The following is a 25925-nucleotide window of genomic DNA, read 5'->3' as shown; positions in this document are numbered from 1 at the left end:
CCGCCCTTGTGACGGCGGGGCTGTTCAGGGCAGTTGTGGCTCTGAGGCGACGCGGCTTGGTACGCGTCGTTGCCCTGATGTGAGCTCCATACGGGTTGAAGGCTCAGCGCTTCCCCGCAGTGCGCCAGGCCTGCATCCCGACCTTCTTTGCCGGGCGACTGGTCGCCATGCTGCCATGTGACCTCAGTCACAGGCGCGCCCGTCTCCTCAAGTGGAATCGCGACATCGAGAGGCGGCCGACCGGTACGCTCGCCACGTGGCAGTTCGCCCGTAATCGCGACACGATGTGGAGTGGACACGGGGACTGCGGCGAAAATGGGTGTCCGCATGCAGTCCGCGATGGCCCACGCCGTCACCGAGATCGAACGCGCCACCGGCAACCGCATCGACCTCGACGACCCCGGGCAGGTGCCGCTCGACGACGTGTTCGCGTTCAAGCTCATCCAGGAGAGCCAGACGCTGGGCCTGTTCCAGCTGGAATCCCCCGGCCAGCAGGACCTGTTGTCCCGGCTCCAGCCCCGTGACGTGCAGGACGTCATCGCCGACATCAGCCTGTTCCGCCCGGGCCCGGTCGCCGGCGGTATGCCCGAGCGGTACATCGCCGCCCGGCACGGCGGTACGGCGGTGTACGCCCACCCGGACCTCGAACCCGTGCTCGCCGACACCTACGGCGTGACCATCTGGCACGAGCAGATCATCGAGACCCTGCGGGTCATGACCGGCTGCGACCGGGCCTTCGGAGAGATCACCCGGCGTGCCCTCGGCGACAAGGACCAACTGCCCCGGATCAAGGAGTGGTTCCACCGGAAAGCACGCGCGCGTGGCTACAGCGCGGCCGTCCGGGACGAGGTCTGGAGGACCGTCGAGGCCTTCGGGGCGTACGGCTTCTGCCGCGCCCACGCGGTGGCCTTCGCCGTGCCCGCCTTGCAAAGCGCCTGGCTCAAGGCGCATCATCCGGCGTTCCTGCTGGCCGGGTTGCTCGAACACGATCCCGGGATGTGGCCCAAGCGTGTCCTGGTCTCCGACGCCCGCCGACGCGGTGTGCCGGTCCTCCCCGTCGACATCAACCGCTCCCGGGTGAAGCACACCGTGGAGATGACCGAGAAGGAGGAGTGGGGCGTGCGGCTCGCGCTGTCCGGGGTGCGCGGTATCAGCGAGGAGGAGTGCGCGCGGATCGAGGAGGGCCAGCCGTACGGATCGCTGTCGGACTTCTGGCAGCGGGGCCGTCCCAGCCGTCCGGTCGCCGAACGCCTCGCCGAGATCGGTGCGTTGGCCTGTCTGCACGACGGTGCTCTCACCCGGCGCGATCTGCTGCTCCAGATCACCGAGCTGCACCGGCAGTCCCGCAACCGGACCGCGGGAGCCGGTCAACTGCCCATGGACACGGGCGCTGTCGGGGGAGCGGAGCCGAGCGGGCTGCCGGAGATGACCGGACGCGAGGCGCTGAGCGCCGAGTTGGGCACGCTCGGCATCGATGTCTCCCGGCATCTGATGGAGCACCACCACCGGCTGCTGCGCGAGATCGGCGCGACGGACGCGGCCCATCTGGCCGAACTGCGCGCGGGCCGGCAGGTGTTGGTCGCCGGAGTGCGGGCCTCGACGCAGACCCCGCCGATCGCGAGCGGCAAGCGGGTCATCTTCGTCACCCTGGAGGACGGCTCGGGCCTGGTCGACCTCGCCTTCTTCGAGGACTCCCACCCGGCCTGCGCGTACACCGTCTTCCACAGCGGACTGCTCCTGGTGCGCGGCACGGTCCAGGTGCGCGGCACCCGTCGTACCGTCGTCGGTTCCATGGCCTGGGACCTGGACGAGATCGCGGCCGCCCGCCGCGACCACGGTCCCGAGGCCGCACTCGCCCTCCTGGGCGCCGACCGCCCGCATCCGACGCCCGCCCAGCAGGGTCCGGGACCGTCGCGGCCCGCCCCCGCCCGGCCGCGGCGCACCTTGGCCAACGGCACCACCGGCGCCCGCCTCCACCCCTACGCCGACCTCCAGCCCGCGGGCACCCGCTCGGCGGACCTGAAGAAGTTCGGCCACCGCAGCCCGGGGAGCGCGGGATGACCACGCGCCGGCGGCACATCGCCCACTTCCACCTGCACACCGCGCTGACCGGGACCCAGTACGACGACATAATCGAACTGGTGTCCGGAATCACGCCCCACGTCCAGGCCATCCCGCCCAACGCCCTTCAGGTGGACCTGACGTCGGCGCTCCGGTACTTCGACATGTCCGCCTACGACGCGGTCCAGACGGTGAAGATGAGACTGAAGGCCCTCTACGACATCGACAGCAGCGCGGGCCTCGCGGGCAACCGCATGCTGGCGGCGATGGCCGCCGACGCGTCCGCCCCGGGGGACACCACCTGGGTGCCCACCGGGCAGGCGGCCGACTGGCTCTACCCCCGGCCGGTCACCGCACTGCCCGGGATCGGCCGCGCCACGGCGGACACGCTGCACCGATACGGGCTGCACACCATCGGCCAGCTCACCGACCTGCCGTCGGCGACCCTGCAACGGCTCCTCGGCGCGGGCCAGGCGCGGCTGTTGACCGAACGCGCCCGCGGCCACGACCCCCGCCCGGTCGTCCCCGCGGAACCGGCGGCACACCTGGCCGCCGACCTGACCCTGAGCCGTGACTGCCTGGACCCGGCCCAACACCACCGAGCCGTCCTGGGACTTGCCGACCGCATCGGCCAACGCCTGCGCGGGGAAAGGAAGTTCGCGGGCCGGCTCACCCTCACGGTCCGCTACGCCGACCGCACCTCCACCACGCGCACCCGCGCCCTGCCGGAACCCACCGACCACTCACCCGCCGTCGCCGCCACCGCCCTGGGCTTGTTGACCTCCCTCGGGCTGCAACGCGCCCGCGTACGGGCCTTCGTGCTCCGCGCCGACGACCTGCGACCGGCCGGGAGCGCCTACCGCCAGCTCTCCATGGACCCGGCGGACGCCCGCGCCCGCGCGGTCGAGGCCGCCGCCGACCGTGCCCGCCGGCGCTTCGGGCAGGAGGCGGTGCGCCCGGCGACGCTGGCCGACTGACCCCTCTCCCCGTGAACCGCCCGTCCGCTCAAGGGCGTTGACGGAGGTCCCGGCTGCGCAGCTGCCAGGCGCGCACCAGCAGGAAGAGTCCGACCAGCGCGACCACCACACCCAGCACCGCGTACTGGCCGTGGCCTGACATGGCCGAGCCGTTCATCGCGCCGAGACCCTGCGCGATCCAGACCGCGCCGAGCACGACGAGGACGATCCCGCCGACACCCCGGACCACCATGGTCACTCCATTCCCCGCACCACGTACGTCCGCGGCGGTGCCCGCCCGTGTTCCTCGCTCAGCTTCGCCCCGTTCGGTGCGCCGGGGGTGGGCGAAAACCTTACGGAACGAGAACGTCGTACCGGCCGGGGAGCCGGGGGCGCGGTATTGCCCGGTTCTTCGGCGGTGCAACACGCCTCATGTGCGGGTCAGTTGGCCCACGGGGCGACGATGCGTGTCCCGTCGTCCAGCTCCGCCTCCAGGCCGATGGAGGTGGTGACCCAGGTGACCGCGGTCCGGTCGGTGGGGTTCTCCACGCCGAAGGCCGCGCCGGGGTTGATGATCAGCGTGTCGCCCGCGGTGACCCGCTCGGTGCGGCCGTCCAGGGTGATCACCAGGTCGCCTTCGAGGATGTGCAGGATCTCCTCGTGGTTGACGGTGTGCAGGGGCGCCTTGGTGCCGGCGGGGATCTCGCCCCGCCATGCGCACAGCTCCTTGCTGCCGGTGCGGGGGTGGGCGTACGAGACGAAACGGGCGCCGTGGATCTCGTGGACGACGGCGTCGGACGGATGGATGACGGGCATGGACTGCCTCCAGGAGTAGATGGTCAAGCCGCTTGACCATATATTCACATGGTCAAGCAGCTTGACCAATCCGTCAAGGGTGTTTCAATGCCCCCGTGGAGAACTCCGAGGCCATCGCCCTGACCGCCGCCCTGCTCGCCGCCGCGGGTGACCTGACGAAGCGCATCAACGACGGGGTCGTGGCCCGCGGGTTCGAGGCGCGCCCGGCGTACGGCTTCGCCTTCGCGCGGCTCGCGCCGGACGGGGCGACGGCCACCGAACTCGCGGCGCATCTCGGCGTCACCAAGCAGGCGGCGAGTCAGCTCGTCGACGAGCTCGTGCGCAAGGGGTACGCCGAACGGCGTCCGCACCCCGGCGATGCCCGCGCCCGGCTGGTCGTGCTCTCCGCGTCGGGGTGGGCCTGCGCGCGGGCGGCGGAGGAGGCGGCTCTGGAAGCCGTGCAGCCCTGGGTCAAGGTGTTGGGCGAGGGTGAAGTGCGCGTGTTGTGTGACCGTTTGCGGCGAATCGCGCCCTACGGTCCCCTCAGGCCCACCTGGTGACTGGTTATCACTGGAAGTTTTTACTGACGCGTAACTTCACACTTCACCTACTCGCTCGTAACTTGACGAGTGAACAGCATTCTTGTGATCCGGGTCACAGGTCGTAAGGCCGTCGCACCTCCCTTGAGCCGCAAGGAGATCACACGATGCTGCCCTGGAAACGACTGCTCAGACCCCTGGCCGCGCTGCTGCTGACCGCCGCGGTCGCCGCCGTTCCCACCGCCGCCGCCCATGCGTCGAGCGCCCCTTCCCACGGCTGGAACGACTACAGCTGCCGGCCCTCCGCCGCCCACCCCCGCCCCGTCGTCCTCGTCCACGGCACCTTCGCCAACGCCACCGACAACTGGCTGACCCTCGCGCCGTACCTCGAAGCCCGCGGCTACTGCGTCTTCTCCCTCGACTACGGACAGCTCCCCGGCGTCCCGCTCGTTTACGGCCTCGGCCCCATCGACAGGTCGGCAGAGCAACTCCAGGTCTACGTCGACCAGGTGCTCGCCGCGACCGGCGCGGCCAAGGCCGACCTGGTCGGGCACTCGCAGGGCGGGATGATGCCCCGCTACTACCTCAAGTTCCTCGGCGGAGCCGCCAAGGTGAACACCTTCGTCGGCATCGCGCCCGACAACCACGGCACCACCCTGAACGGCCTCACCCAACTCCTGCCGTACTTCCCCGGCGCCGAGGACGTGATCGCGTCGGCGGCCCCCGGCCTCGCCGACCAGGTCGCGGGCTCGGCCTTCCTCGCCAAGCTGAACGCGGGCGGCGACACCGTCCCCGGCGTCCACTACACGGTCATCGCCACCAGGTACGACGAGGTCGTCACGCCGTACACGAGTCAGTTCCTGAGCGGGTCCGACGTCCACAACGTGCTGATCCAGAACCTGTGTTCAGCGGATCTGTCCGAGCACGCCCTGCTCGGGCTGACGGACCGGATCGCCTTCCACGAGGTCGCCAACGCCCTCGACCCCGCGCACGCCACCGCCACCACCTGCCTGTCGGCGCTGAGTTGACCGCAGGCACACCGCGGGGCCTGTCCGACCTGAGCCGCCGGACAGGCCCCGCCCACCGCACGGCCCGCTAACGGCCGTGCCGGCCACCGCCGTTGGCCGCGCGACGGCGTACCGAGGCGAACAGGGCCGCCGCGCCGAGCGCCAGGGAGGCGGCGCCGCCCACGATGAGATACGGCGAGCTGTTGTTGGCGCCGGTCTCCGCGAGATCCCGCGAACTTCCCGCCGCCTGCGGCTCGTCGGCCCGCTTCGTCGCGGCGACCGGCTCCGCCGAGGTGCTCGCGTCCGCGTCCCCGTGACCGTGGTGCTCGACGGTCGACTTGTCGGCGCCGGCCGCGATCTGCTCGTCGGAGGGCGCGGAGGCGGAGGGCGCGGGAGTGCTGGGCGCGGAAGAGGCGGGGGCGGTCGGCTTCGACGGCGCTGCCGGGGTCGAACTGCCTGTCGTACCACCGCCGTTGGCGGCCGTACCGCTGCCGCCGAAGCTGACGTCCGAGCAGGAGTAGAACGCCTCCGGGCTGTCCGAGCGTTGCCAGACCGCGTACAGGAGCTGCTTGCCGGAGCGCTGCGGGAGGGTGCCGGAGAAGGTGTAGAAGCCGCCCGTCGCGACCGGGTCGGTGGACGTCGCGACCGGGTGCTCCAGATCCAGGTCGGACCAGGCGAGCGGCCGCGCGGGGTCGTAGCCGGAGCGGGTGATGTACACCTTGAACGTGCCCTTGTGCGGGGCGGTCACCCGGTACTTGAAGGTGTACGAGCCGCTGCTCACGCTCGTCGCCGGCCAGTCGGCGCGGGCCAGGTCGAGGCCCTTGAACTCCTCGTTGTTCGCGCTGCACAGCTTGCCGTCCGGGATCAGCGTCTGGTGCTGCCCGTTCGCGTCGCCGATCCGGATGCCGTTCCAGTCGTAGAGCGCCTGCGTGCCACCGGCCGCGACCGCCGCCTTGCACGCGTCCGACCTGGGGCTCTCCGGCCCCTCCGCGTAGCACTGCGAGACCCTGCTGACCGGGTCCCCCATCGAACCGTGCGCCACCGCGGGCGCCGCGGCGAGCGCGGACAGGGCGAGGGGTATCACCCCGAGAACGGCGACAGCGGCGACCTTGCGGCGTGCGGGCATGGGGGAACTCCAACTCCTCGGACGGTGCTCGGCGCGGGGACTGATCCCGTGGGGGGCGATCAGAAGCTAGCCCCTGGAAACCGCGAAATCGCCTGCTGGAGACGGGGAGGGGAGATCCTTATGGTCGCGTTAAGTCAGGGCTAACCGACGGCTCAGGGAGGGGCGGTTCCATGACGGGGGAGCCCGTGGCCGGGCTGGTGGTGATCGAGGAGCGCGGGGATCGCGCGCGCGTGCCCTCGGGCTGGGCGAGGTCAGGCTCCGCACGAATGCCGCCGATGTACCGGAAGCGGCTGGGCCGACCCGGCCGGGGTCAGGCGTCGGGCCACCACGTGCGGGCGATGTCCTTGCGGATCTCGGGGCGCTCCGCGGGGCGCTCGTCGGGCTCTTCGCGCACACGGCGGGTGTCCGACTTCCTCAGGGGCTTCTGCACGGTTGTGCGGCGCATGGCTGCCTCCTTGTGTCCACCCGGGTTCGTGTTCTCACGAGGTAGACCGTTCCCGGGAGGGTGACTCATCGGCGGGTGTCTGTCTGTGGCGGCTGTCACCATTGGACTGTCAGTGGCGGGTGTCACGCTGGGTCCATGAGTGAACCTGTAGCGAACGTCGACTGGGACGCGGAGGCCGCCGCCTTCGACGACGAGCCCGACCACGGCCTGCGGGACCCGGAGATCCGGCGGGCCTGGGCCGACCGGCTGCGCGGCTGGCTGCCCGCGGGCGCCGCCGACATCCTCGACGTCGGCTGCGGCACCGGCAGCCTGTCGCTCCTCGCCGCCGAGCAGGGCCATCACGTCACCGGCGTCGACCTCTCCCCGGCGATGGTGGACCGCGCCCGCGCGAAGCTCGCCGGCCGTGACGCGGTGTTCCTCGTCGGTGACGCGACGGCACCCCCGGTGGGCGAGCAGCGCTTCGACGTCGTCCTCGTACGGCATGTGCTGTGGGCCCTGCCCGACCCCGCCCGGGTCCTGCGGCACTGGCGCGGACTGCTCCGCCCCGGAGGGCGGCTCGTGCTGATCGAGGGCCGCTGGGGCACGGTCAGCCCGGTCGGCATACCCGCCGAGCGCCTCACCGAGCTCCTGGCACCGCTGGTGCCCGACGCCGGGCACGTGCGCGTGGACCGGCTCTCGGACGACCCGCTGCTGTGGGGCGGGCCGGTGGACGACGAGCGGTACGCGGCGGTGGCCCTGACATGAGCCGGACTCACCGCAACAGCGCGGCGAACCCGCCCGCACGGGCCAGCCCCTCCAGCTCGTCGAGCGCCGCCACCGCCGCCGTCGCGGCCGCGGGGTCCGACACGGCCAGCCCGCTCTCCTCGAACTCGTCCTCGTCCAGCCGCCGTACGTCCGACCCGTCGGCGGAGACCCACAGGTCCAGATCGAGGTCCTCGACGACGAGTTCGGTGCCGGAGAGCGTGGCGGGGCGGGTGACGTCGCAGTACCAGCCCTTCAACCGGCCCGCGCCGTCCCGGACCTCCTTCACGGCGTACCAGCGGTCCCGCCAGTAGTACTCGGTGAACACGTCGCCGCGCTCGAAGCGCACGAAGCCGAAGTCGCGGACGCCGTCACCGGCCCACGGGGCGCGGACGGCGAGGCGGATGCCGTCGTCGGACAGCAGCTCGGCCGCGTAACGGATCTTCGTGCGGCCCGCCTTGACCAGGACGACGTCCAACCGGCGTGCGGGATCAGGTGAGTTCACGGACATGGCGCACCTCCGTGGCGCAGATCTCGTAGCCGAACCACGTGTTGATCGCGAGCATCGGACCGTTGCCGGTGTCGTTGCCCGTGAACGCCTCCGTGCAGCCGGCGGCTCGGGCGCGGTGCAGGGAGTCGTTCTTGGCGAGCTTGGCGAGGCCCCGGCCGCGGTGGGCGCGGGCGGTGCCGGTCATGACCGTGCCGTACCGGCTGTCATCGTCCGTGCGGGCGGCGCTGAAGGCCGCGGGGCGTCCGTCGACCAGCACCACGGACGTCAACTCCTGGCTGAACAGCGGGTGTTGCCAGGTCCCTGCCAGCCAGTCCGCGTAGTCGGTGAACTCGACGCCGATGTCACTGGGTTCGTCGGCCATCGTCTCCGCGTCCAGCTCGAACAGCGGGCGTGGGTCGTCCGCGAAGTCCGAGCCCGGGCGGATCTCCACGCCCGGCGGCGGGGTGTCGAGCGGGGGCAGAGTGCCGTGTGCCAGGTCCAGGCGGAGGAAGTGCGCGGAGCGGCTCGCCGTATAGCCGAAGCCCTCGGCGAAGGCGCGGTTGGCCGGGGCGTCCAGGACCCAGGCGTAGAACCCGGTCGCCCCATGGGCGGCGAGGTGCTCCTCGGCGGTGCGGGCCAGGAGTGAGCCCGCGCCCCGGTGGGTCCGCTCCGGGTGGACGTACACGTTGATGAAGGCCCGGCCGGGCTCGGGGCTGTCGTAGGCGAGGCCCACTTGGGCGGTGCCGATGATCTCGCCGTCCTCCTCCGCGACCAGTCTGCGCAGCGCGGCCCGCGGGTGGGCGTGGGCGATCTCGTGGGCGACGGACTCCGGGGTGAGCAGCATGAAGGGAAGGGCGAGCCGGCGTACCGCGACGAAGCCGTCCAGTTCGGCGCGTACGTCGGGACGCAGGTCGCGTGCGATCACGGTCATGGGGCCGCACGCTACGGCGGGGCCGCGCCGGAGTGCCTCCCATTTTCCCGGGGTGTGGCTCGTCCGGAGGGTGCGTTCCCGGGTGGGTGCGGGACAATCGGGCCGTGACCTTGAAGATCCACATCGACGACAGTGCGGCACCGTACGAGCAGGTGCGGGCGCAGATCTCCGAGCAGGCGCGGGCGGGGGTGCTGCCGGTGGGGTACCGGCTGCCCACCGTCCGGGGGCTCGCCGAGTCGCTCGGGCTCGCCGCGAACACGGTCGCCAAGGCGTATCGGGCGCTGGAGGCGGACGGGGTGATCGAGACGCGTGGGCGCAACGGAACGTTCGTCGCCGCCGCGGGCTCGGCGGCGGAGCGCGAGGCTTCGTCGGCGGCGCAGGCGTATGCGGAGAAGGTGCGCCGGTTGGGGCTTTCGGAGGGGGACGCGGTGGCGGCCGTGCGGGATGCCCTGCGGGCGGCTTACGGGGAAGGGTGAGCTGAGCTCGGCACCGCCGGTGTGCGCCGGTGCGGATGAGCGTCGTCGCGGCGGACAGGAGCAGCCGCCGTACCGGATGGGCTGCCGGTCCGCCACGAGGCGTGGCGCGAGCGGGGTCGGCGAAAGCGGTAGCGGTAGCGGTGCCTACAGGTACAACCCCGCGTCCGTGCCCTCGCGTTGGTCCGGGACCGTTGTCGGCTGGGTGCCGCGGCGCAGGGCGTACAGCTCGGCCAGGGTGGCGCCCTCGCGGCCCACGCCCTCTTCCGTGCCGAGCCAGGTGACCGACTCCTCGCGGGTGAGGGGGCCGACCTCGATGCGGGCGAGGCAGCGGCCGGGGCGGACGACGGCGGGGTGCAGGCGCTCCAGGTCCTCGTTCGTGGTGACGCCGACCAGGACGTTGCGGCCCTGGCCGAGCAGGCCGTCGGTGAGGTTGAGGAGCCGGGACAGCGCCTGGCCCGCCGTGTGCTTGGCCTCGCCGCGGATCAACTCGTCGCAGTCCTCCAGGAGGAGGAGCCGCCAGCGGCCCTTGCCCGTGGTGTCGTCCTCGCCGATCGCGATGTCCATCAGATAGCCGACATCGCTGAACAGCCGCTCCGGGTCGAGCACACAGTCCACCTGACACCAGTCCCGCCAGGACCGGGCCAGCGTGCGCAGCGCCGAGGTCTTGCCGGTGCCCGGCGGACCGTGCAGCAACAGCAGGCGGCCCGCGATGTCCTCCGGGGTCGTCTTCATCAGGCGGTCCATCGCGTCCGCCACCGGGCCCGTGTAGTTCGGGCGCACCTCGTCCCACGTGCCCGCCGAGATCTGCCGGGTCGTGCGGTGCGGGCCGCGCCTGGGGGAGACGTACCAGAACCCCATCGTCACGTTCTCCGGCTGCGGTTCGGGCTCGTCGGCCGCGCCGTCGGTCGCCTGGTCGAGGACCTTCTCCGCGAGTTCCTCGCTGGTCGCGGTGACGGTGACGTCGGCGCCGCGGTTCCAGCGGGAGATCAGCAGGGTCCAGCCGTCGCCCTCGGCGAGCGTCGCGCTGCGGTCGTCGTCGCGGGCGGCGCGCAGCACCCGGGCGCCCGGCGGGAGCAGGGTCGCCCCGGACCGTACGCGGTCGATGTTCGCCGCGTGCGAGTACGGCTGCTCGCCCGTCGCGAACCGGCCGAGGAACAGCGCGTCGACGACGTCGGACGGGGAGTCGGAGTCGTCGACGTTGAGCCGGATCGGCAGTGCGTCGTGTGGGTTCGCAGACATGGGGCCATGATCCGGCACGACGACCCCGTCCGCACTCGCTTTCCGCAGTGCGCCCCCGAGTGTCGGCGAAGCGCCCCGAAGCGGAGCCGCTGACGCCGGCGGCCCAGGGCCCTTTCGGGGCATGGCCGAACCGCGGACTTCGCGGAGCCGCTCACGCCGTCACCCCTCCGGCCTGTTACAAGCCTGTGTGCGCAAGGAACTGCCCCACCTGCTCCCGCCACCGTTACTGTTGCCCTTGATGGGACGTCATGGGTGGAATTCGGGGGCACTGCGGTGGCGGCTCACCGCGCTGCTCGGCGTGGGTGTGGCCGCACTGGCTCTGATCGTGACCCTGATCAACACGCTTCCCGGCGGCGGAAGCACCGCGGGCACCTCGCGCGACGGCGACAAGGTGCACGGCACTCCGGCGACCCCGCCCGACGCGGACCGGCCCGAGGTCGGCTGGGGCTTCACCCACACCCAGTACAGCGCCGACGAGGGCAGCGACACCGCGACCGAGCGGGTGAAGGGGCTGCTGGAGAAGTCCCCGCTCCCGCAGGACCAGGCCATCATGGGCTGGGGCGCCGACAACCCCGAGCCGGTGAAGGGGCGTTACGACTTCGGCGCCCTGGACCGCCGTATCGACTTCATGCGCACGTCGGGCGGCACCCCGGTCATCACGCTGTGCTGCTCGCCGGACTGGATGAAGGGCGGCACGTCCGGTGTGGACAACACCGACTGGAGCCAGGCCTCGCTGGAGACGGCACCGAAGCCGGACCACTACGCGGACTACGCCGCGCTCGCCGCGACCGTCGCCAAAAGGTACCCGGACGTCACCCACTTCATCGTGTGGAACGAGTTCAAGGGCTTCTGGAACAACTCGAAACAGCGCTGGAACTACGAGGGGTACACCGAGCTGTACAACCTGGTCTACAAGGCGCTGAAGAAGGTCAACCCGAAGATCATGGTCGGCGGCCCGTATCTGGTGATGGACAGCGTGGACCCGCGCGACGCCAACGCCTCCCGTACGTTCAAGGGCAGTTGGGGCGCGATGGACCAGCGGATCATCGACGCCTTCGACTACTGGAACGAGCACAAGGCCGGAGCGGACTTCGTGGTCGTCGACGGCTCCAGCTACACCAACGACGACGAACTCCTCCCGGACGAGTTCGGGGCCACCGACAAACTCACCGCCGTCAGCACATGGGTGCGGCAGCAGACGCACGATCTGCCGCTGTGGTGGGCCGAGTACTACGTCGAGCCCGCCGACGGCAACGACGACCGCAAGGGCTGGTCCGAGCCCCACCGCGTCGCCGTCCAGGCCACCGGCATGATCGCCATGGCCAAGGGCGGTGCCACCTCCGGCTTCTACTGGAACCCGGAGGACGAGAAGGGCACGGGGTGCGCGGGCTGTCTGTGGACCCCGACCGACGGCTCCGACGGCGGACGGCAACTGCCGATGTACGACCTGGTGTCCCGGTTCGACGCGGCCTTCGGGCCCGGCGTGAGATTCGAGACCGTGTCGGTCGCCCCCGACGACGTGCCGAACGTACGGGTCCTCGCCACCGACAAGTCGGTCCTGGTCGTGAACACCCTGGACCGGCAGATCAGCGCGAAGGTCGACGGCAGGACGTTCGACATGACGGCCTACGAGGTCAAGTGGCTGACGCGCCGGCCCACTTGACCCCGTAGAACCACGTACAACCCTGTTGGAACGCGTTACTTCATCGTCAGGAACCGCTGCACCAGCGAGGCCAGCAGCACCGCGAGCAGCGGCAGCGAGAACCAGAAACTGCTCTGCAACCACCGCAGTTGACGCACCCCGGGCCGGACCGCGACCCGGACGACCTCGCGGGCCGTCAGCATCAGGATCAGGGCGACGGCGGCGAGCGCGCCGACCACCGACCACGGCGTCCAGGTGATCTGTGGTCCGATCGGCCCGGGATCGGGCTCCGGGACCGCGCCCGCCGGCTGCCTGCGCAGTGTGTACACCGTCGCGTCGGCGTTGACGAGGACCTTCTTCAACTCCTGCCGGTTGTCCAGGTTCCGGATGAGCCGGGACTCCCAGGCCGGCGCGTAGCCCGCGTCCAGCTGGAGCGAGACGACCTGGCTCGTGTTGAGCATCAGATACGAGTTCGGGCCCGCGTCCTTGAGTGCCTTGACGAGCCCGGACACCAGCACCGGGTCCGCGGGGGCCAGCGTGGGAACGTAGTCGACCCGCTCCATGTCCTTCGCGCCCCACGGCATCGCCGGCGTCACGTCGTTGACGGTGTCGTCGCTCAGCCACAGCAGCCGTACCGTCGGCCTGTCGTGGGCGTACACGTAGTTCATGGCCGCGACCTCGCCGGGCCGGACCCGCTCGAAGCCCTCGTTGCCCCAACGGGCCACCAGGAAGCCGCCCATGAGCAGCAGACCGGCGAGCAGCGCGGCCAGCGGGGCGAGGTGGCTCGACCGGTCCTTCTCGCGCTCCTGGGCGGTGGCACCGGTGCGCGGGAAGAGGGCGAGACCCGCGAGCAGGGCGGCGCCCGGTACCGCGAACATGAAGACGCGCAGCGCCATCTCGCCGCCGTAGGACTGCATGCCGAAGCCCAGGAACGGGACGAACGTGAGGACGAGCAGGGAGCGTTCGCGGTACTTGTGGGTGCGGCGGCGCCACCAGCCCCAGCAGGCGAAGGTCATGATGCCGCCGGCCAGCAGGACACGGGTGTAGAGGACCAGCTTGTGGGTCGAACTGCCGCCCTGGATACGGCCGGAGACGGACGTCGAGACGTTGCTGCCGACGCCGCCGACCCCGCCGAAGAGGTCGTTGAAGTGCCCGGACCAGTACGGCTCGGCCATGAAACCGAGCCAGACCGCGACGAGCACCGCGAACAGGATGGGCAGGCCGCGGAGTTCGGAGCGGCCGATCAGGACGAGGACCGTGAGCACGCCCAGCATCACGAACGGCGTCAGCTGGTGGGCCGGGACGCTCGCCGCGAACAGCCCGGTCAACACCATGAGCAGGACGGCCTGTTGACGCCGGTCGGTGGGTTCGACCTCCGCCTCGCCCGGCCGCATCTTCGACCACAGGACGTGCGGCGCCCGGAACCAGACCAGCAGGATCGCCACGAAGGCCAGGTAGAGCAGGAAGGTGAAGCCCTGCGGGGAGAAGTAGTCCTGGCCGACCCAGCCGCTGAGCACGAAGATCCAGATGCCGGTCCACTTCGCCCGCCAGCTCGCCCGCAGCGACCGCACCAGCAGGAACATCGGTGCCAGATAGGCGAGTTGGATGGCGGTGGGCCACCAGCGGATGACCTCGGACCAGTCGGTGATCCCGCACGCCTTGCCGACGAACGCGGCCACCGCGAAGAAGCCCGGCCAGCTCCAGCGCGCGTCCAGGTCGGGCACCGCCGACCCGGTGCGGTCGATGTAGTCGATGAACCCGAGGTGCTGCCAGGCCGTCGGGAAGCGCGGCTCGGTCTCGATCACCGCGGGCAGCGCGTGCAGCGAGAACACGGTCGCGAGCAGGGTGATCAGCAGCAGTGTCCTGTGCTCGCGGCCCAGCCACAGCAGCGAGGCGAACACCACGATCAGCAGCGCGGCGCCGACCAGCGTGGGCAGCGGCAGCACGGAGATCAGGCCGAGCCCGCCCATGCGGTCCAGGTCGGACTCGCCGAGCCGCAGCGCGGGCACCCAGTACAGCAGTAGCGCGGCCACCAGCAGACAGCCGAGCACGACACCGGGCCGCGTCGGCACCAGCCGCTCCCGCAGTGACAACGGCCGTGCGGGCGGCGGCACTTCGGCCTCCGGCGCCCGCTCCGTGCCCGTCTCCTCCGCCGACCGCTCCGGCGCCTCATCGGGTACGGCGGACTCGAACGGCGCGTGCGCCTCCGGCTCGGCTGCCGGGCTCAGCGAGGACTCCGAGCCGGGCTCGCGCTCCTCCACCGGCAGACCGACGATCTCGGGCCGCCTGACACCGAGCGCCCGGGTCGGACGCTGGTCGCCGGACACGATCGGGGTGCCGGTGGGCGGGGTCCCGGGACCCGGCCGTACATCCGGCCGGCGTTCCAGGTGGTCGAAGTCGACGTGGATGCCGAGCGCGAGGGTGTCGGAGTCGAGCGCCCAGGCCGGACCGCGCCGGCGCGGGGCGGTGGCCGGGACCTCGCGGGTCCCCAGGTCGGCGAGGTCCCCGTCGGGCGCCGCGTCCTCGGGCAACTCCGCGGCCGGTGCGGCCCGCAGCGTCCGGAACAGCCTGGGCGCGGCGATCGTCACGATCACCGCGAGGCTGGAGATCTCGGCGACGCCCGCGCCGGTCAGGCCCATGCGGGGGAGCAGCAGCAGCGTCAGACTGAGCACCAGGACGCACAACAGGCCCTGCAACCAGGCGAGTCCACTGGTACGGCTCTGCGCGCGCAGCACCGCGAAGTACGTCTCCATGACGACCCGCAGCAGCGCGCCCACCGCGAACCAGCGCAGCAGCGGGGTCGCCGCGTCCGCGTAGCCCGCGCCGAACACGCCCAGGATGTACGGCGCCGCGATGAACAGCAGCCCGCAGATCGGCAGCATGATCCGGGCCATCCGTCTGAGCGCGGCCCGGGTGTTGGCGGCGATGCGCGCCGGATCGTGCGAGCCCTCGACGGTCAGCGAGGCGCCCATGTTGATGGCGAGCAGGTTGACCGTGCCGCCTATCGTCGTGGTGATGTAGAAGTACGCGTTGTCCTCGGAGCTGACCTGCGAGGCGATGATCACCGGCACGAGGTAGACCACGGCGAGCGAGAACAGCGAGCCGGTGTAGTCCCCGGCGAGGAACCGCCCGATCTCCCGCAGCGTCGGCGGCTTGGCGTGCGCCTCGGTCGCCTTGACATGCCGGGGCACCAGCCGCCGGAACACCAGCCAGCCGAGCGGCACCACGGAGGTGGCGATCGCGGCGACCCAGGACACGAAGACACCGCTCGTGGCGAGCAGCGACGCCAGCCCGACGAGCAGCGCCAGTTTCACCGCCGAGAACACGGTGTTGCCCACCGGCACCCACGGCGCGCTGCGCAGCCCGGTCAGCACCCCGTCCTGGAGGGTCAGCAGGTTCCAGGCGATCACCGCGACGACGAAGCCGAGCGCCGGGACCGGACCGTGCAGGAAGCGGTACGAGGGTCCCCAGTCGTTCAGCGTCAGCAGGAAGATCCCGGCCCCGCACGCGACGACGATCGAACTGCCCGCGTACGTACGGAAGATGAGCCGCCCGGTGGCGCGTCCCGCGACCGGGATGAAGCGGGCCAGGGCGCCCGTCAGGGTCACCGCGGTGAGCCCGGCGAGCAGTTTCATCGCGGCGATCGCCGCCGAGCCCTGCCCGACCGCGGACGCCGAGTAGTAGTGGGCCGCGATCAGCCAGTAGCCGAGCCCGAGCACCGCGGAGATCCCGGTGTTGAGCATCAGGGCGTAGGCGTTGCGGAACAGCGGGCTGCCGCCGGAGGAGTTGCCCCTCCCCGGCAGGCGCAGGCGGCGCCCCGTCTGCCGGGGCGCCTCCGTCTCGGGCGCTGCGGACTGGGTGGTGGTCGTCGTGTCAGACACGGGAACGGATGGCCTTCCGGCGGACCTGTCGAGCTCTGCGGACCACGGCGTAACCCTGGGTGAGGGCACGGTCCCTGGCGAAGGTGTGGGCGATGGCACGGCCCTCGACGAGCCGCGCGAACTCCTCGACACCCGTACTGCGGCGCACGGTCACCCGCCGCAGGGCGTACGGTCCCTGGCGGCGGCGGGCGAGGTCGTTGCCGACGGCGAGGGCCTGCGCGAACCCCGCCTCCCGCACCGCGTGCCGCACCCGGCGGCTGGAGTAGCCGTAGGGATACGCGAACGAGACCGGCGGGGCGCCGAGTTCGTCGGCGACGATCTCCCTGCACCGGACCAGCTCCGCGCGCAGGGAGTCGTCGTCGAGCTGGTCGAGCTGCGGGTGGGTGTGGCTGTGGCCGCCGATCTCGACGTCCGTGCCCGCGAGTTCGCGCACCTGGTCCCAGTCGAGCATGGTGTCCAGTCCGCCGCCGGTGTCGTGGGCGCCCCGGAGCCAGCCGGTGGAGACGAACAGGGTAGCGGCGAAGCCGTGTTGGGCCAGCGCGGGCAGGGCGTGCCGGTGCACGCCCTCGTATCCGTCGTCGAAGGTGATCAGCACCGGGCGCTCGGGCAGCGGTTTGTCCGAGCGCCAACTCGCCGCCAGATCGGCCGTGTTGACCGGCGTGAAGTCCAGGTCGCCGAGGAGTGCCAGCTGCTCGGCGAACGCCTCGGGCGCCACGGACAGTTCACGGGTGGCGTCGTTCGGGGCGGTGGCGATCGAGTGGTACATCAGGATCGGCACCGGTGTGTCACTCATGTCCGCCCCCTGTGTTCATGCCCGCCCCCACGGTTGTCCGCGTGCCCGTGCTCCTGTGCGTCCCCGGCGATCCGCACCACCGAGAAGACGACCCCGCCGCGCCGGGCCCGCACGCTCCCGACGACATACCCGCCCGCCGCGCCGAGGACCCCGGCGACGATCGCGCCCGCCCGGCCCGCACCGCCCGGCCGGGCGAGCACGGCGTCCCGCAGCCCGCGTACCACTCCGGCCGGCAGAACCCGGGTCGTGTACCGGCGCTCCGACTCAAGTCCCTTGTCCGCGCCGACACTTCGGGCCACCAGCGCCTTGGAGAGACCCTCGGCGTACGTCCGCGTACGGAAGTAGCCGAAGTGCTCGCGCACCGCGGGCACCCGGTGGTGGATCACCGCCCGGTCGTCGATCAGCAGCACCGCGTCCGGCCTGGCCCGGGTGAGCCGGATGCACAGCTCCGTCTCCTCGCCGCCCAGCGGCCGTTTGTCGCCGTCGCGCCCGATGCCGGTCGCGAAGCCGCCGGCCGCGTCGAACGCCGTACGCCGGAACGAGGCGTTGCCGCCCAGGACGTTGCGCACCCGGACCCGGCCCGGCGGCAGGCCCTTGTACGTGCAGCCCACCACCCAGTCGAACTCCTCGGGGAACCAGGCCGGTCGGCGCCCGGACGCCCAGGCGGGCATCGTGCGACCCCCGACGGCCATCACCTTCGGATCGGTGTACGCCTCGGCGAAGTACCGCAGCCACTCGCGCTCGGCCACGGCGTCGTCGTCGAGGAAGGCGATGACCTCGCCGCGCGAGGCGGCGATGCCGGTGTTGCGGCCGGCGGACAGACCGCGCGGGCCCGCGTTCGCCAGCACGCGGACCTCGCCGGTCTCCTCGACGTCCTTGTACTCCCTGGTGAGCCGGTCCAGGAGAGCGGGGTTGTGGTCGACGACCAGCAACGTCTCCAGCGCGGGCCGTGACTGCGCCCGCACCGAGGAGACCGCCGCGAGAATGTCCTCCCAGCGGTCCTCGGTGTAGACGCAGATCACGACAGAGATGCCGGGACCGCTCAAGACACCTCTCCCCGGAACGGGTCGATCATCGTGGAGTGCGAACGGCGGCGCAGCGCACGCCGGTTGGAGCGCTCCTTGAGGATCACCTTGAGCACCCGGATTCCGTCCCGAACGGCGCGCAGATTGCTCGTGCCGTGGATGCGGAGGTACTCGTGGCTCGGGATCTCCTGCACCTTGAGGCCGGCCTTGACCACCCGGATGTTGATGAGCGTCTCGATCTCGAAGCCGGTGCAGTCGAGGTCGATCTTGTCGAGGCAGTGCCGCCAGAACGCGTTGTATCCGTAGCAGAGATCGGTGTAGCGGGCGCCGAACTTGCGGTTGACGATCGTGCACAGCGCCCAGTTGCCGAGTTTGCGGATGAACGTCATGTCGTCCGTGCCGCCGCCGTTGGCGAAGCGTGAGCCCTTGGCGAAGTCCGCGCCCGAGACGAGGGCGGAGACATAGCTGACGATCTCGTGCCCGTCGGCCGACCCGTCCGCGTCGACCATCACGATGATGTCGCCGCTGCATGCCTCGAACCCGGTGATCAGGGCATCCCCCTTGCCCTTGCCCTGCTGTTCGACGACCTTGACCCCGGGCCACAGCTCGCGGGCCACCTCGACGGTGTTGTCGGTGGAATTGCCGTCCACGAGAACCACTTCGTGTATCCACGCAGGAAGTGTCTTGAAGACGTAGGGGAGATTCTCCGCCTCATTCATGGCGGGAATCACCACGCTCACCGGCGGTGTGATCGCCAGGTGAGAGGAGATGGGCCGGAATGCGGCCGACATTAACGGATCTTGGCCCGATGACGCTGGGCGCAGAACAGAACTCACGAGTCTGGTCCCTCTCGTCCGGCGGACCGCCCGCCCCTGGGCGGCCCGGCTATGTGCTCCGGTTCGAAAGGGGGGTTCTCACGGGCGACACGGAGAAATAGATCTCCGTGCACGCGTGGTGAGCTGGCAAATCTGGTCGGCCCCCCGAAAAACATGAAAGCCGGCCCGCGCGGACGACTCGGTCACACAAGCGGTCACCGAGCACGGCACCCCCCTACCGCGCCCCGCCCCGGATTCATCGCGGTCCTTGAGCCCTCCCCTAGAGCCGCTAGATGATGAACCAGTACGGGTGAGATGTACGACGGTATTGATGATTGAACCTGTATGGCAAGACCTGGAACGAGGCCTCACCTTTTTGTTGGTTTGACCGTTACACAACTTTGTCAGCCGTTGTACGGCCCGGCATATGCCGAATGAATACCGATAGCGATATCAGGCCACTGATCACCGCCACCGTGATGATGCCGCCGTCGACGGACCACCGGTGCACGGCCAGCATTCCCTGGGCCACCAGCATGTCGACGACCACCGCGCCCGCCACCGAGGTGAGAACACGGCTGAAGGGATCAAGTCCGCGCAACACCGCGGCAATTGCCGAAGTCGGCGCCGCGAAAAGGAAGAACAGCGCGAACGGACCGCGAAGCGGCGATCCCGAGTCGAGGAGCGCGAGCAGTGCGCCCACGCCCCCTGCGGCGACCGCCGCGCCCGCGAGCAGTGGCGCCAGGTCCCTCCCCGGTCCTGACCGCACCCGCTCGACGCCGTCCGTGGACGTTCTCTTGATACGTAAGGTCTGCATTGGCGACTTTGCCCCCCGACGCGCCGGATGCCGGGTTTCAATGTCGCGCAGCCCGGCCGCGATCGTCAAGACGCGGAGGGCACTCATGCCGGTTGTGATGCATGGGTGAACACCAGTTCCCACCGGCAAACCCTTGGCATGCACACTTCCCGTCAACGCGCGTCACTGCTACGACAGTTGTGGCAGAGATCCTGCTAAGGGAGGTTCCATGAGACGTTCCCGATTTACGGCATACGTGACCTCGCTCCTCCTGGCCGCCGGCCTCGCCCTCACCGGGGCGATGACGGCGCAGGCGTCCCAAGTCGCCCCCACCGGCGGCTATGTGGCCCTCGGCGACTCCTACTCCTCGGGGGTCGGCTCGGGCAGCTACCTCAGTTCCAGCGGTTCCTGCGACCGCAGCACCAAGGCCTATCCCTACCTCTGGGCAGCCGCCCACTCACCCTCGACGTTCGACTTCATGGCCTGCTCGGGCGCTCGTACGGGTGATGTTCTCGCCAACCAACTCGGCACCCTCAGCAGCTCGACCGGCCTCGTCTCCATCAGCATCGGCGGCAACGACGCCGGCTTCGCCGACGTCATGACCACCTGCGTCCTCCAGTCCGACAGCTCCTGCCTCTCGCGGATCGCCACCGCGAAGGCGTACGTCGACTCGACACTCCCCGGCCTCCTCGACAAGGTCTACTCGACGATCAGCGCCAAAGCCCCCGCCGCGCACGTGGTCGTGCTCGGCTACCCGCGCTTCTACAAACTCGGCACCACCTGCCTCGGCCTCTCCGCGACCAAGCGCACCGCCATCAACGGCGCGGCCGACTACCTCGACACCGCCATCGCCAAGCGCGCCGCCGACCACGGCTTCACCTACGGCGACGTACGCACCACGTTCACCGGCCACGAGATCTGCTCCGGCAGCTCCTGGCTGCACAGCCTCAACCTGCTGGACATCGGCGAGTCGTACCACCCGACCGCGGCCGGCCAGTCCGGCGGCTACCTGCCCGTCCTGACCGGCGCGGTCTGACCCTCGCCCAGGGTGCGCCGCCTCACGCCGAGGGCGACGCCGAGTCCGACGCGGAGGCCCCGCCCGACGGGGTCTCCGCCAGGCAAGTGACCGAGAACGGCACCGAGTTGGACTCCCCGTGGACCGGGCTGCGGATCTCCACACTGATCTCGTTCTGGAAGGTCCCGGTGTTCGAGTACGTCGTCAGGAACACCCGGTCCTGCTTGGTCTTCCCGCCGCCCGCAGGGAACGACAGCGTCTTCCACCCGGGGTCGGAGACCGAACCGGTCTTCGTCACCCAGCGGTAGGACACCTCCGCGGGCACCTTCCCCACCGTGATGCTGGCCGTGAAGGTCGGCGCCTTCGCGTTCGGCGGCGGACAGCTGCCCGAGTACTCGGTGTGGGCCCCCTCCACCGTCGCCTTCACCGACTGCGGCGCCGACGAGGACTTGCTGCTGGTGGGGCTCGGCGTCTCGCTCGCCTTGGTGGTCTCACTGCTCGCACGGGACGAAGTCCCGCCCGGGGGCCGGCTCTTGGGGGTGCTCGCCCCCTGACCCGTCGCGCCCTTGTCGCCGTTGCGGTTGAGCAGCGTGTACGTCAGCCCGCCGATCGCCAGCGCCAGCGCGACAAGCCCCGCGACCAGGACGATGGCCGCGCGCCGGTTGCGCGGGGGTTCCTCCGCCCCCGTCCGCGTCCCGTAGGGGTCGGCCTCGGGGCCGACAGCGGGCATCGGCTGCGGCGGCGTCGGGGGATAGGTGTCCTGCGGAACGCCCGCCATCATCGGCGAGTACGGCGTCGTCGGCGCCGTGGACGCGCGCGGCGCACCGCCCGCCGCGACCAGCCGCAGATCCTGCTCGGCCTGCTCGGCGGACATCCGCTGGGCCGGGTCCTTGCGCAGCAGCCCCTCGATGACCGGCGTGAGCGGCCCCGCCAGCCGCGGCGTCGGCAACTCCTCGTCGACGATGGCGCGCAGGGTGCTCAGCGGGGTGTTCTGACGGAACGGCGAGTGCCCCTCGACCGCCGAGTACAGCAGGACGCCCAGCGCCCACAGGTCCGACTCGGGACCGGGGGTGCGCCCCAACGCCCGCTCCGGGGCTAGGAATTCGGGCGAGCCGATGACCTCACCGGTCATGGTCAGCGCCGAACTGCCCTCGACCATCGCGATACCGAAGTCGGTCAGGACGACCCGGCCGTCGTTCGAAATCAGCACGTTGGCCGGTTTCACGTCCCGGTGCAGCACCCCCGCGTCGTGCGCGGCCCGCAGCGCGGCGAGCACCTCGGCACCGATGTGCGCGGTCCGCTGCGGCGACAACGGGCCCTCGGCGTCCAGGAGATCGGCCAGGGACACGCCCCGCACCAGCTCCATGACGATCCAGGGGCGGCCGTCCTCCGTCGCCACGTCGTACACCGTCACCACATTGCGGTTGGCGACCCGCGCCGCCGCCCACGCCTCGCGCTCCAGCCGGGCGTACATCCGCTCCACGTCGTCGGAGGCCAGCCCGCCGGGCGCGCGTACCTCCTTGACGGCGACCTCGCGTTGCAGCACCTCGTCGCGGGCCCGCCACACCGTGCCCATCCCGCCCTCACCGAGGGGGGACAGAAGCCGGTAGCGGCCCGCGATCACACGTTCAGTGCCCGGATCTTCGGACATGGGCTCCCCCCATTCGCAGCCGGGCGAATTCTCGCCGTACACGACTCAGCCGAGTGCTGATGCCGCCCCCTTGAGCACCAGTCCGACCCCGAGACCCACGACGACCAGCGCCGATGCCAGCGGCGCGGTCCTGCGGACCAGTACGGCCATGGGGCTGGTGGTCCAGCGGGGGCGCCGGTCCAGCACTCGGTTCATCCCTGTACCCAGCTTGACGACGGCGAATCCGGCGGCGGTGAGGGTGAGGGCGAGACCGACGCCGTACGCGACGACGAGCAGCAGCCCGAACCACGCCTGGCCGAGCGCGGCGGCCCCCACCAGGACCACCACGGCGGACGGGCTCGGCACCAGCCCGCCGGCGAAGCCGAGCAGGATCGTGCCGCGCAGGGTGGGGGCGGTCTCGTGGGTGTGGGTGAAGCCGCCGTGCGTGTGCTCCACGGCGTGGTCGTGGGGGTGGGGATGCGCATGGTCGTGCCCGTGCTCGTGCGGGTGGTCGTGATCGTGATCGTGACTGTGGGCGTGGGTGTGGTTGTCGTCGTGGCTGTGAGGGTGCGGGTGCGGGTGGGTCTCCGTGTGGGGGGCACCGGCTTCGGCGTGCGCCGAGACGAGGACCAGGGCGCGTTCGGGGGCCTCGGCGGTCTCGTGGTCGTGATCGTGGTCGTGCTCGTGCGGGTGGGGACGGGGGTGCGGATGAGCGTGTGAAGTGGCCTGCGGGCGTGGGCGGTTGCGCCATGCGCGGCGTACGAGGTTGGCGCCCGCGAAGAGGACCAGGACTCCGCTCGCGATGCCCAGCCAGGCGATCACCGACGGGGTCGCGGCGGAGCCGGCCGTGACCAGGAGGCCCAGGGCGATGACGCCGAGGGTGTGGGTGACGGTGACCGAGGCGGCGAGGGGGAGCACGTCCTTGAGGCGGGCGCGACCGCCCCGTGCGGCTGCCGTGGCGGCCATCAGGGTCTTGCCGTGGCCGGGCGCGAGCGCGTGCATCGCGCCCAGGGCGACGGCGATGAGCAGCGAGAGCGCGGCGAAGCCGACCGTGAGGTGGTGGCGGGCCACCAGGTTGTTCAGGGCCTCCGTCCAGCGGTCGGCGCCGCGTGGCAGCACGGAGCCGGCGGGCGGCTCCGACGTGGACCGACCGTCGTTGGCGAGCGCCGGACCGCCGGGACGCGCGTGCAGGGACGCCGTCGTGGTGTCGGCGGGGGACGACAGCAAGTCCTTGGGGTAGCTGGTGAGTTCGTGCGAGATCGACGTCTTCGCCACGTCCGACTTCGTGAGCGTCATCCGGTCGGCGCGCGCGGTGATCTCCCGCCAGCCGGGCCCGGTGGTCAGCCCCGCGCTGTGGAAGCCCAGGGCGACCGTGCTCCCCTTGGGCAGTGCGGCGCTCGAACCGCACTCCACCCGCAGGGTGTTGAGCCCGGCCTGCCCCGGTCGCAGGTGCGCGGTGCTGGTGCCGGGCGTGAGGGCGACCGTACGGCCGTCGACGGTGACCTTGCTGCCCTCGGCGGCCTTGGCGCAGCGCTCGCGGGCCCACTCCGTCATGCCCAACCGCTTGATGTCCGGCTTGACTTGGGTCGCGGGGATCTCGGCGAGGTCCTCGACGTGGGTGACGCGCAGCCGGCCCGGGGCGACGACGAGTCCGTCGTAGCGGTTGACCGTGAAGTTGCCGAGGGGGTGCGCGCTCGCGGTGGCCGCGGGGACCAGGAGGAGTGCGCCCGCGGTCGTGAGGACGGCCGCGGCGGAGGCCAACAGGCGGCGGAACGTTGTCACTTGGTGGCCTCCAGCGCCTTACGGGCCTTGGCGGCGCCCAGCGGGGAGAAGCCCGGGTTCAGCTTCAGGGCCTTGGTCAGGTGGGCGCGGCCGTCGGCCCGGTGGCCGGTGGCGAGCTCGATCATGCCGAGGTGGTAGATGAACGACGCGTTGTGGTAGTTCGTGGCCGTGGCCCGGCGGGCGTAGGGGAGGGCCTCCTTGTCGCGGCCGTTGACGTGCAGGGCCCAGGCCAGCGCGTCCGCGGTGTGCACGGTGTGGCGGCGGGCCCACTCGGCGCGGGCGGCCTTCAGGGCGGACGCGGCGTCCCCGTGGTCGGCGGCGGCGAGTGCGGTGTCCAAGTCGGCGTTGACGCCGTTGGCGCGGGCCAGCGCGATCCAGGCGTCGACCAGGGCGTACTGGTCCTCGGCCTTCGCCCGGTCGCCCTCGGCGCCCCGGCTCTCGTACAACTCGCCCAGCTCGACGAGGGGTTGGGGCAGCGGGTAGCGGGAGACGACCAGCTCCATGCCCTTGATGGCCGCGGCGCGGTCGCCCAGGGCTGCCTGGGTGCGGGCGCGGCCCTCCAGTGCGGGGAGGTAGTTCTCGTCGGCGGCGAGGGCGCGGCCGTAGTCGTTCAGGGCGGTCTTGTAGTCGCCCTGGTTCCAGGCGAGTTGGCCGAGTGTGCCGGCCACGTACGAGATGTCGCCGGGCGAGGTGGCGGCGGCGAGGGCCTGTTCCAGGACCTTGCGGGCCGTGGTGACGTCGCCGCGCAGTTCGTGCACGTACGCGTACCGGGTGAAGACCGGGACGCCGGGTTTGCGGGCGTCGGCGAGGTCGGCGGCCTTCGACGCGTCGGCGTAGCGGCCGAGTTCGACGAGGGCGTCGATCCGTGAGCACAGGGCGCGCTCGCTGTACGGGTTCTCCTTCAGCACCTGGTCCGCGTAGGTCAGGGCCTCCGTGAACTCGTGCCGGGCGGCGGCGAGCGCGGCGCGGCCCTCCAGGGCGTTCTCGTTGGCGGGCGAGATCTTCAGCGACCGCTGGAAGGCGGCCTGCGCCTGCGGGTACCGGGACGGGTCGCCCTTCGTCCTGGCCTGCTCCACATACGCGAGCCCGAGCGTCGCCCACCCGTCGAAGTCCTTGGGCTGCGTCCTCAGATGGGCCTGTAGCGAGGCGATGCTCGCGTCCAGGCTTCCGCTGGCGAGCAACTCCGGTGACACGGCGCTGGATCCGACGGCGACACCGGTCGCGCCGCTGTCCTTCGCGGCGCCGATGGCGATGGCACCGGCGGTCATCGCGACGGCCAACAAGGCGGCACATGCGGCGAGTTGGAGTGTCCGCCAGCGACGACCCACGGCGGCCACGCGACGTACGGCGGCGACGCGTTCGTCGTCGAGGTGGGGGGTCGTGGGGGGTGCCGGGGCGGCGGCGGGGGGTGTGTGGCTGTGGGGGGTCCCGGACTCATCGGCGTTGCTGGGTGCTGGAGTCGAGGCCGGCGGTGAGTCGCCGCCGGCGCCCCCGGAAGTCTCGGTGCCCGCATCCACCGTCCCGGAAGTGCCGCTGCCCGCGTCCGCCGTCCCGGAAGTGCCGGCGCCCGCGCCCCGCTCATCCTCCGGCTCCGTGCCGGTCTCCAGCTCGGCGTCGGTCTTCGCGGGCCGCCTGGCCTCCGGTCCGGCGTCCGCCTTGGCAGGCGGCCTGTTCTCCGGCTCGGCCTCCGCCTTCGCGGGTCGCTTGGTCCGTGGCTCGGCGTCCGCCTTCGCGGGCCGA

At 71.3% G+C, this 25925-nt stretch carries 22 protein-coding genes and 1 pseudogene; 8 read left to right on the top strand and 15 right to left on the bottom strand.

The features are described 5' to 3' along the window. Nucleotides 1-315: 315 nt before the first annotated feature. Nucleotides 316-2061: pseudogene (locus ACIRB1_RS20180) on the top strand (DNA polymerase III subunit alpha); the annotation flags it as partial. Continuing rightward, nucleotides 2058-3038: a DNA polymerase thumb domain-containing protein gene (locus ACIRB1_RS20175; RefSeq protein WP_352180171.1), complete on the top strand. Its 981-nt coding sequence runs from the start codon at nucleotides 2058-2060 to the stop codon at nucleotides 3036-3038. The pseudogene ACIRB1_RS20180 and the gene ACIRB1_RS20175, both read left to right, overlap by 4 nt. 28 nt (nucleotides 3039-3066) lie before the next feature. Here the strand turns inward: ACIRB1_RS20175 and ACIRB1_RS20170 are convergent, their stop codons facing one another. Then, nucleotides 3067-3270 carry a hypothetical protein gene (locus ACIRB1_RS20170; RefSeq protein WP_352180172.1) on the bottom strand — a complete coding sequence of 68 codons (204 nt, stop codon included), beginning with the start codon at nucleotides 3268-3270 and terminating at the stop codon, nucleotides 3067-3069. 188 nt (nucleotides 3271-3458) lie between these two features. Then, nucleotides 3459-3833 carry a cupin domain-containing protein gene (locus ACIRB1_RS20165; RefSeq protein ID WP_403466428.1) on the bottom strand — a complete coding sequence of 125 codons (375 nt, stop codon included), beginning with the start codon at nucleotides 3831-3833 and terminating at the stop codon, nucleotides 3459-3461. 95 nt (nucleotides 3834-3928) lie between these two features. Here ACIRB1_RS20165 and ACIRB1_RS20160 point away from each other — a divergent pair, with 95 nt between their 5' ends. Both ACIRB1_RS20160 and ACIRB1_RS20155 read left to right on the top strand, forming a co-directional pair. Then, nucleotides 3929-4372, top strand: a complete 444-nt coding sequence (locus ACIRB1_RS20160; protein WP_403466427.1) for a MarR family winged helix-turn-helix transcriptional regulator — start codon at nucleotides 3929-3931, stop codon at nucleotides 4370-4372. A 146-nt stretch (nucleotides 4373-4518) separates the two neighbouring features. Next, entirely contained in the window at nucleotides 4519-5379 is an 861-nt protein-coding gene (locus ACIRB1_RS20155; protein ID WP_403466426.1) for an esterase/lipase family protein, read from the top strand. Between the two features lie 67 nt (nucleotides 5380-5446). On the opposite strand, the gene ACIRB1_RS20150 is transcribed toward ACIRB1_RS20155, so the two are convergent. Both ACIRB1_RS20150 and ACIRB1_RS20145 read right to left on the bottom strand, forming a co-directional pair. Further along, on the bottom strand, nucleotides 5447-6484 hold the full coding sequence (locus ACIRB1_RS20150; protein ID WP_403466425.1) for a lytic polysaccharide monooxygenase: 1038 nt from the start codon (nucleotides 6482-6484) through the stop codon (nucleotides 5447-5449). Nucleotides 6485-6794: 310 nt separating this feature from the next. Further along, nucleotides 6795-6929 carry a hypothetical protein gene (locus tag ACIRB1_RS20145; RefSeq protein WP_352180177.1) on the bottom strand — a complete coding sequence of 45 codons (135 nt, stop codon included), beginning with the start codon at nucleotides 6927-6929 and terminating at the stop codon, nucleotides 6795-6797. A gap of 135 nt (nucleotides 6930-7064) precedes the next feature. Between ACIRB1_RS20145 and ACIRB1_RS20140 the strand changes: the two genes are divergently transcribed. After that, nucleotides 7065-7673 carry a class I SAM-dependent methyltransferase gene (locus ACIRB1_RS20140; protein WP_403466424.1) on the top strand — a complete coding sequence of 203 codons (609 nt, stop codon included), beginning with the start codon at nucleotides 7065-7067 and terminating at the stop codon, nucleotides 7671-7673. 7 nt (nucleotides 7674-7680) lie between these two features. Here the strand turns inward: ACIRB1_RS20140 and ACIRB1_RS20135 are convergent, their stop codons facing one another. Next, the gene (locus ACIRB1_RS20135) at nucleotides 7681-8181 is read right to left on the bottom strand and encodes a DUF402 domain-containing protein (protein WP_403466423.1); all 501 of its coding nucleotides are present in this window, start codon (nucleotides 8179-8181) and stop codon (nucleotides 7681-7683) included. Further along, nucleotides 8162-9091 (bottom strand): GNAT family N-acetyltransferase, encoded by a 930-nt coding sequence (locus tag ACIRB1_RS20130; protein WP_403466422.1) that lies wholly within the window; start codon nucleotides 9089-9091, stop codon nucleotides 8162-8164. The genes ACIRB1_RS20135 and ACIRB1_RS20130 overlap by 20 nt, the downstream gene beginning before the upstream one ends. Before the next feature lie 104 nt (nucleotides 9092-9195). Here ACIRB1_RS20130 and ACIRB1_RS20125 point away from each other — a divergent pair, with 104 nt between their 5' ends. Next, a complete protein-coding gene (locus ACIRB1_RS20125; RefSeq protein ID WP_403466421.1) occupies nucleotides 9196-9567 on the top strand; it encodes a GntR family transcriptional regulator in 372 nt (123 codons plus the stop codon). Between the two features lie 144 nt (nucleotides 9568-9711). Here the strand turns inward: ACIRB1_RS20125 and ACIRB1_RS20120 are convergent, their stop codons facing one another. Continuing rightward, nucleotides 9712-10806 carry a DUF5925 domain-containing protein gene (locus ACIRB1_RS20120; RefSeq protein ID WP_352180182.1) on the bottom strand — a complete coding sequence of 365 codons (1095 nt, stop codon included), beginning with the start codon at nucleotides 10804-10806 and terminating at the stop codon, nucleotides 9712-9714. Between the two features lie 238 nt (nucleotides 10807-11044). Between ACIRB1_RS20120 and ACIRB1_RS20115 the strand changes: the two genes are divergently transcribed. Continuing rightward, nucleotides 11045-12469 (top strand): xylan 1,4-beta-xylosidase, encoded by a 1425-nt coding sequence (locus tag ACIRB1_RS20115; RefSeq protein WP_403466420.1) that lies wholly within the window; start codon nucleotides 11045-11047, stop codon nucleotides 12467-12469. 35 nt (nucleotides 12470-12504) lie between these two features. On the opposite strand, the gene ACIRB1_RS20110 is transcribed toward ACIRB1_RS20115, so the two are convergent. The 5 genes from ACIRB1_RS20110 to ACIRB1_RS20090 form a co-directional block, all read right to left on the bottom strand. Continuing rightward, complete coding sequence (locus ACIRB1_RS20110; protein WP_403466419.1) at nucleotides 12505-16329, bottom strand: lipopolysaccharide biosynthesis protein; 3825 nt, start codon at nucleotides 16327-16329, stop codon at nucleotides 12505-12507. Next, nucleotides 16322-17122 carry a polysaccharide deacetylase family protein gene (locus ACIRB1_RS20105; protein WP_403466418.1) on the bottom strand — a complete coding sequence of 267 codons (801 nt, stop codon included), beginning with the start codon at nucleotides 17120-17122 and terminating at the stop codon, nucleotides 16322-16324. Before ACIRB1_RS20105 ends, ACIRB1_RS20110 begins: the two co-directional genes overlap by 8 nt. Continuing rightward, nucleotides 17119-18168, bottom strand: coding sequence for a glycosyltransferase family 2 protein (locus tag ACIRB1_RS20100; protein WP_403466417.1), 1050 nt, complete (start codon nucleotides 18166-18168; stop codon nucleotides 17119-17121). The genes ACIRB1_RS20105 and ACIRB1_RS20100 overlap by 4 nt, the downstream gene beginning before the upstream one ends. Next, entirely contained in the window at nucleotides 18165-18983 is an 819-nt protein-coding gene (locus tag ACIRB1_RS20095; protein WP_352180187.1) for a glycosyltransferase family 2 protein, read from the bottom strand. Before ACIRB1_RS20095 ends, ACIRB1_RS20100 begins: the two co-directional genes overlap by 4 nt. Before the next feature lie 370 nt (nucleotides 18984-19353). Next, complete coding sequence (locus tag ACIRB1_RS20090) at nucleotides 19354-19848, bottom strand: hypothetical protein (protein ID WP_403466416.1); 495 nt, start codon at nucleotides 19846-19848, stop codon at nucleotides 19354-19356. Between the two features lie 139 nt (nucleotides 19849-19987). Between ACIRB1_RS20090 and ACIRB1_RS20085 the strand changes: the two genes are divergently transcribed. After that, nucleotides 19988-20794: an SGNH/GDSL hydrolase family protein gene (locus ACIRB1_RS20085; RefSeq protein WP_403466415.1), complete on the top strand. Its 807-nt coding sequence runs from the start codon at nucleotides 19988-19990 to the stop codon at nucleotides 20792-20794. A gap of 22 nt (nucleotides 20795-20816) precedes the next feature. Here the strand turns inward: ACIRB1_RS20085 and ACIRB1_RS20080 are convergent, their stop codons facing one another. From ACIRB1_RS20080 to ACIRB1_RS20070, 3 genes are read right to left on the bottom strand one after another with little or no spacing between them, the layout of a single operon-like run. Continuing rightward, nucleotides 20817-22424 (bottom strand): serine/threonine-protein kinase, encoded by a 1608-nt coding sequence (locus tag ACIRB1_RS20080; protein ID WP_403466414.1) that lies wholly within the window; start codon nucleotides 22422-22424, stop codon nucleotides 20817-20819. A 45-nt stretch (nucleotides 22425-22469) separates the two neighbouring features. Next, complete coding sequence (locus ACIRB1_RS20075) at nucleotides 22470-24185, bottom strand: sulfite exporter TauE/SafE family protein (protein WP_403466413.1); 1716 nt, start codon at nucleotides 24183-24185, stop codon at nucleotides 22470-22472. Next, on the bottom strand, nucleotides 24182-25792 hold the full coding sequence (locus ACIRB1_RS20070) for a tetratricopeptide repeat protein (RefSeq protein ID WP_403466503.1): 1611 nt from the start codon (nucleotides 25790-25792) through the stop codon (nucleotides 24182-24184). Before ACIRB1_RS20070 ends, ACIRB1_RS20075 begins: the two co-directional genes overlap by 4 nt. Between the last annotated feature and the right edge of the window lie 133 nt (nucleotides 25793-25925).

Origin of the sequence: Streptomyces sp. NPDC096013 (assembly GCF_044763565.1) — a bacterium.
Classification (GTDB): domain Bacteria; phylum Actinomycetota; class Actinomycetes; order Streptomycetales; family Streptomycetaceae; genus Streptomyces.
This window is presented reverse-complemented; position numbering and strand designations above follow the sequence as displayed.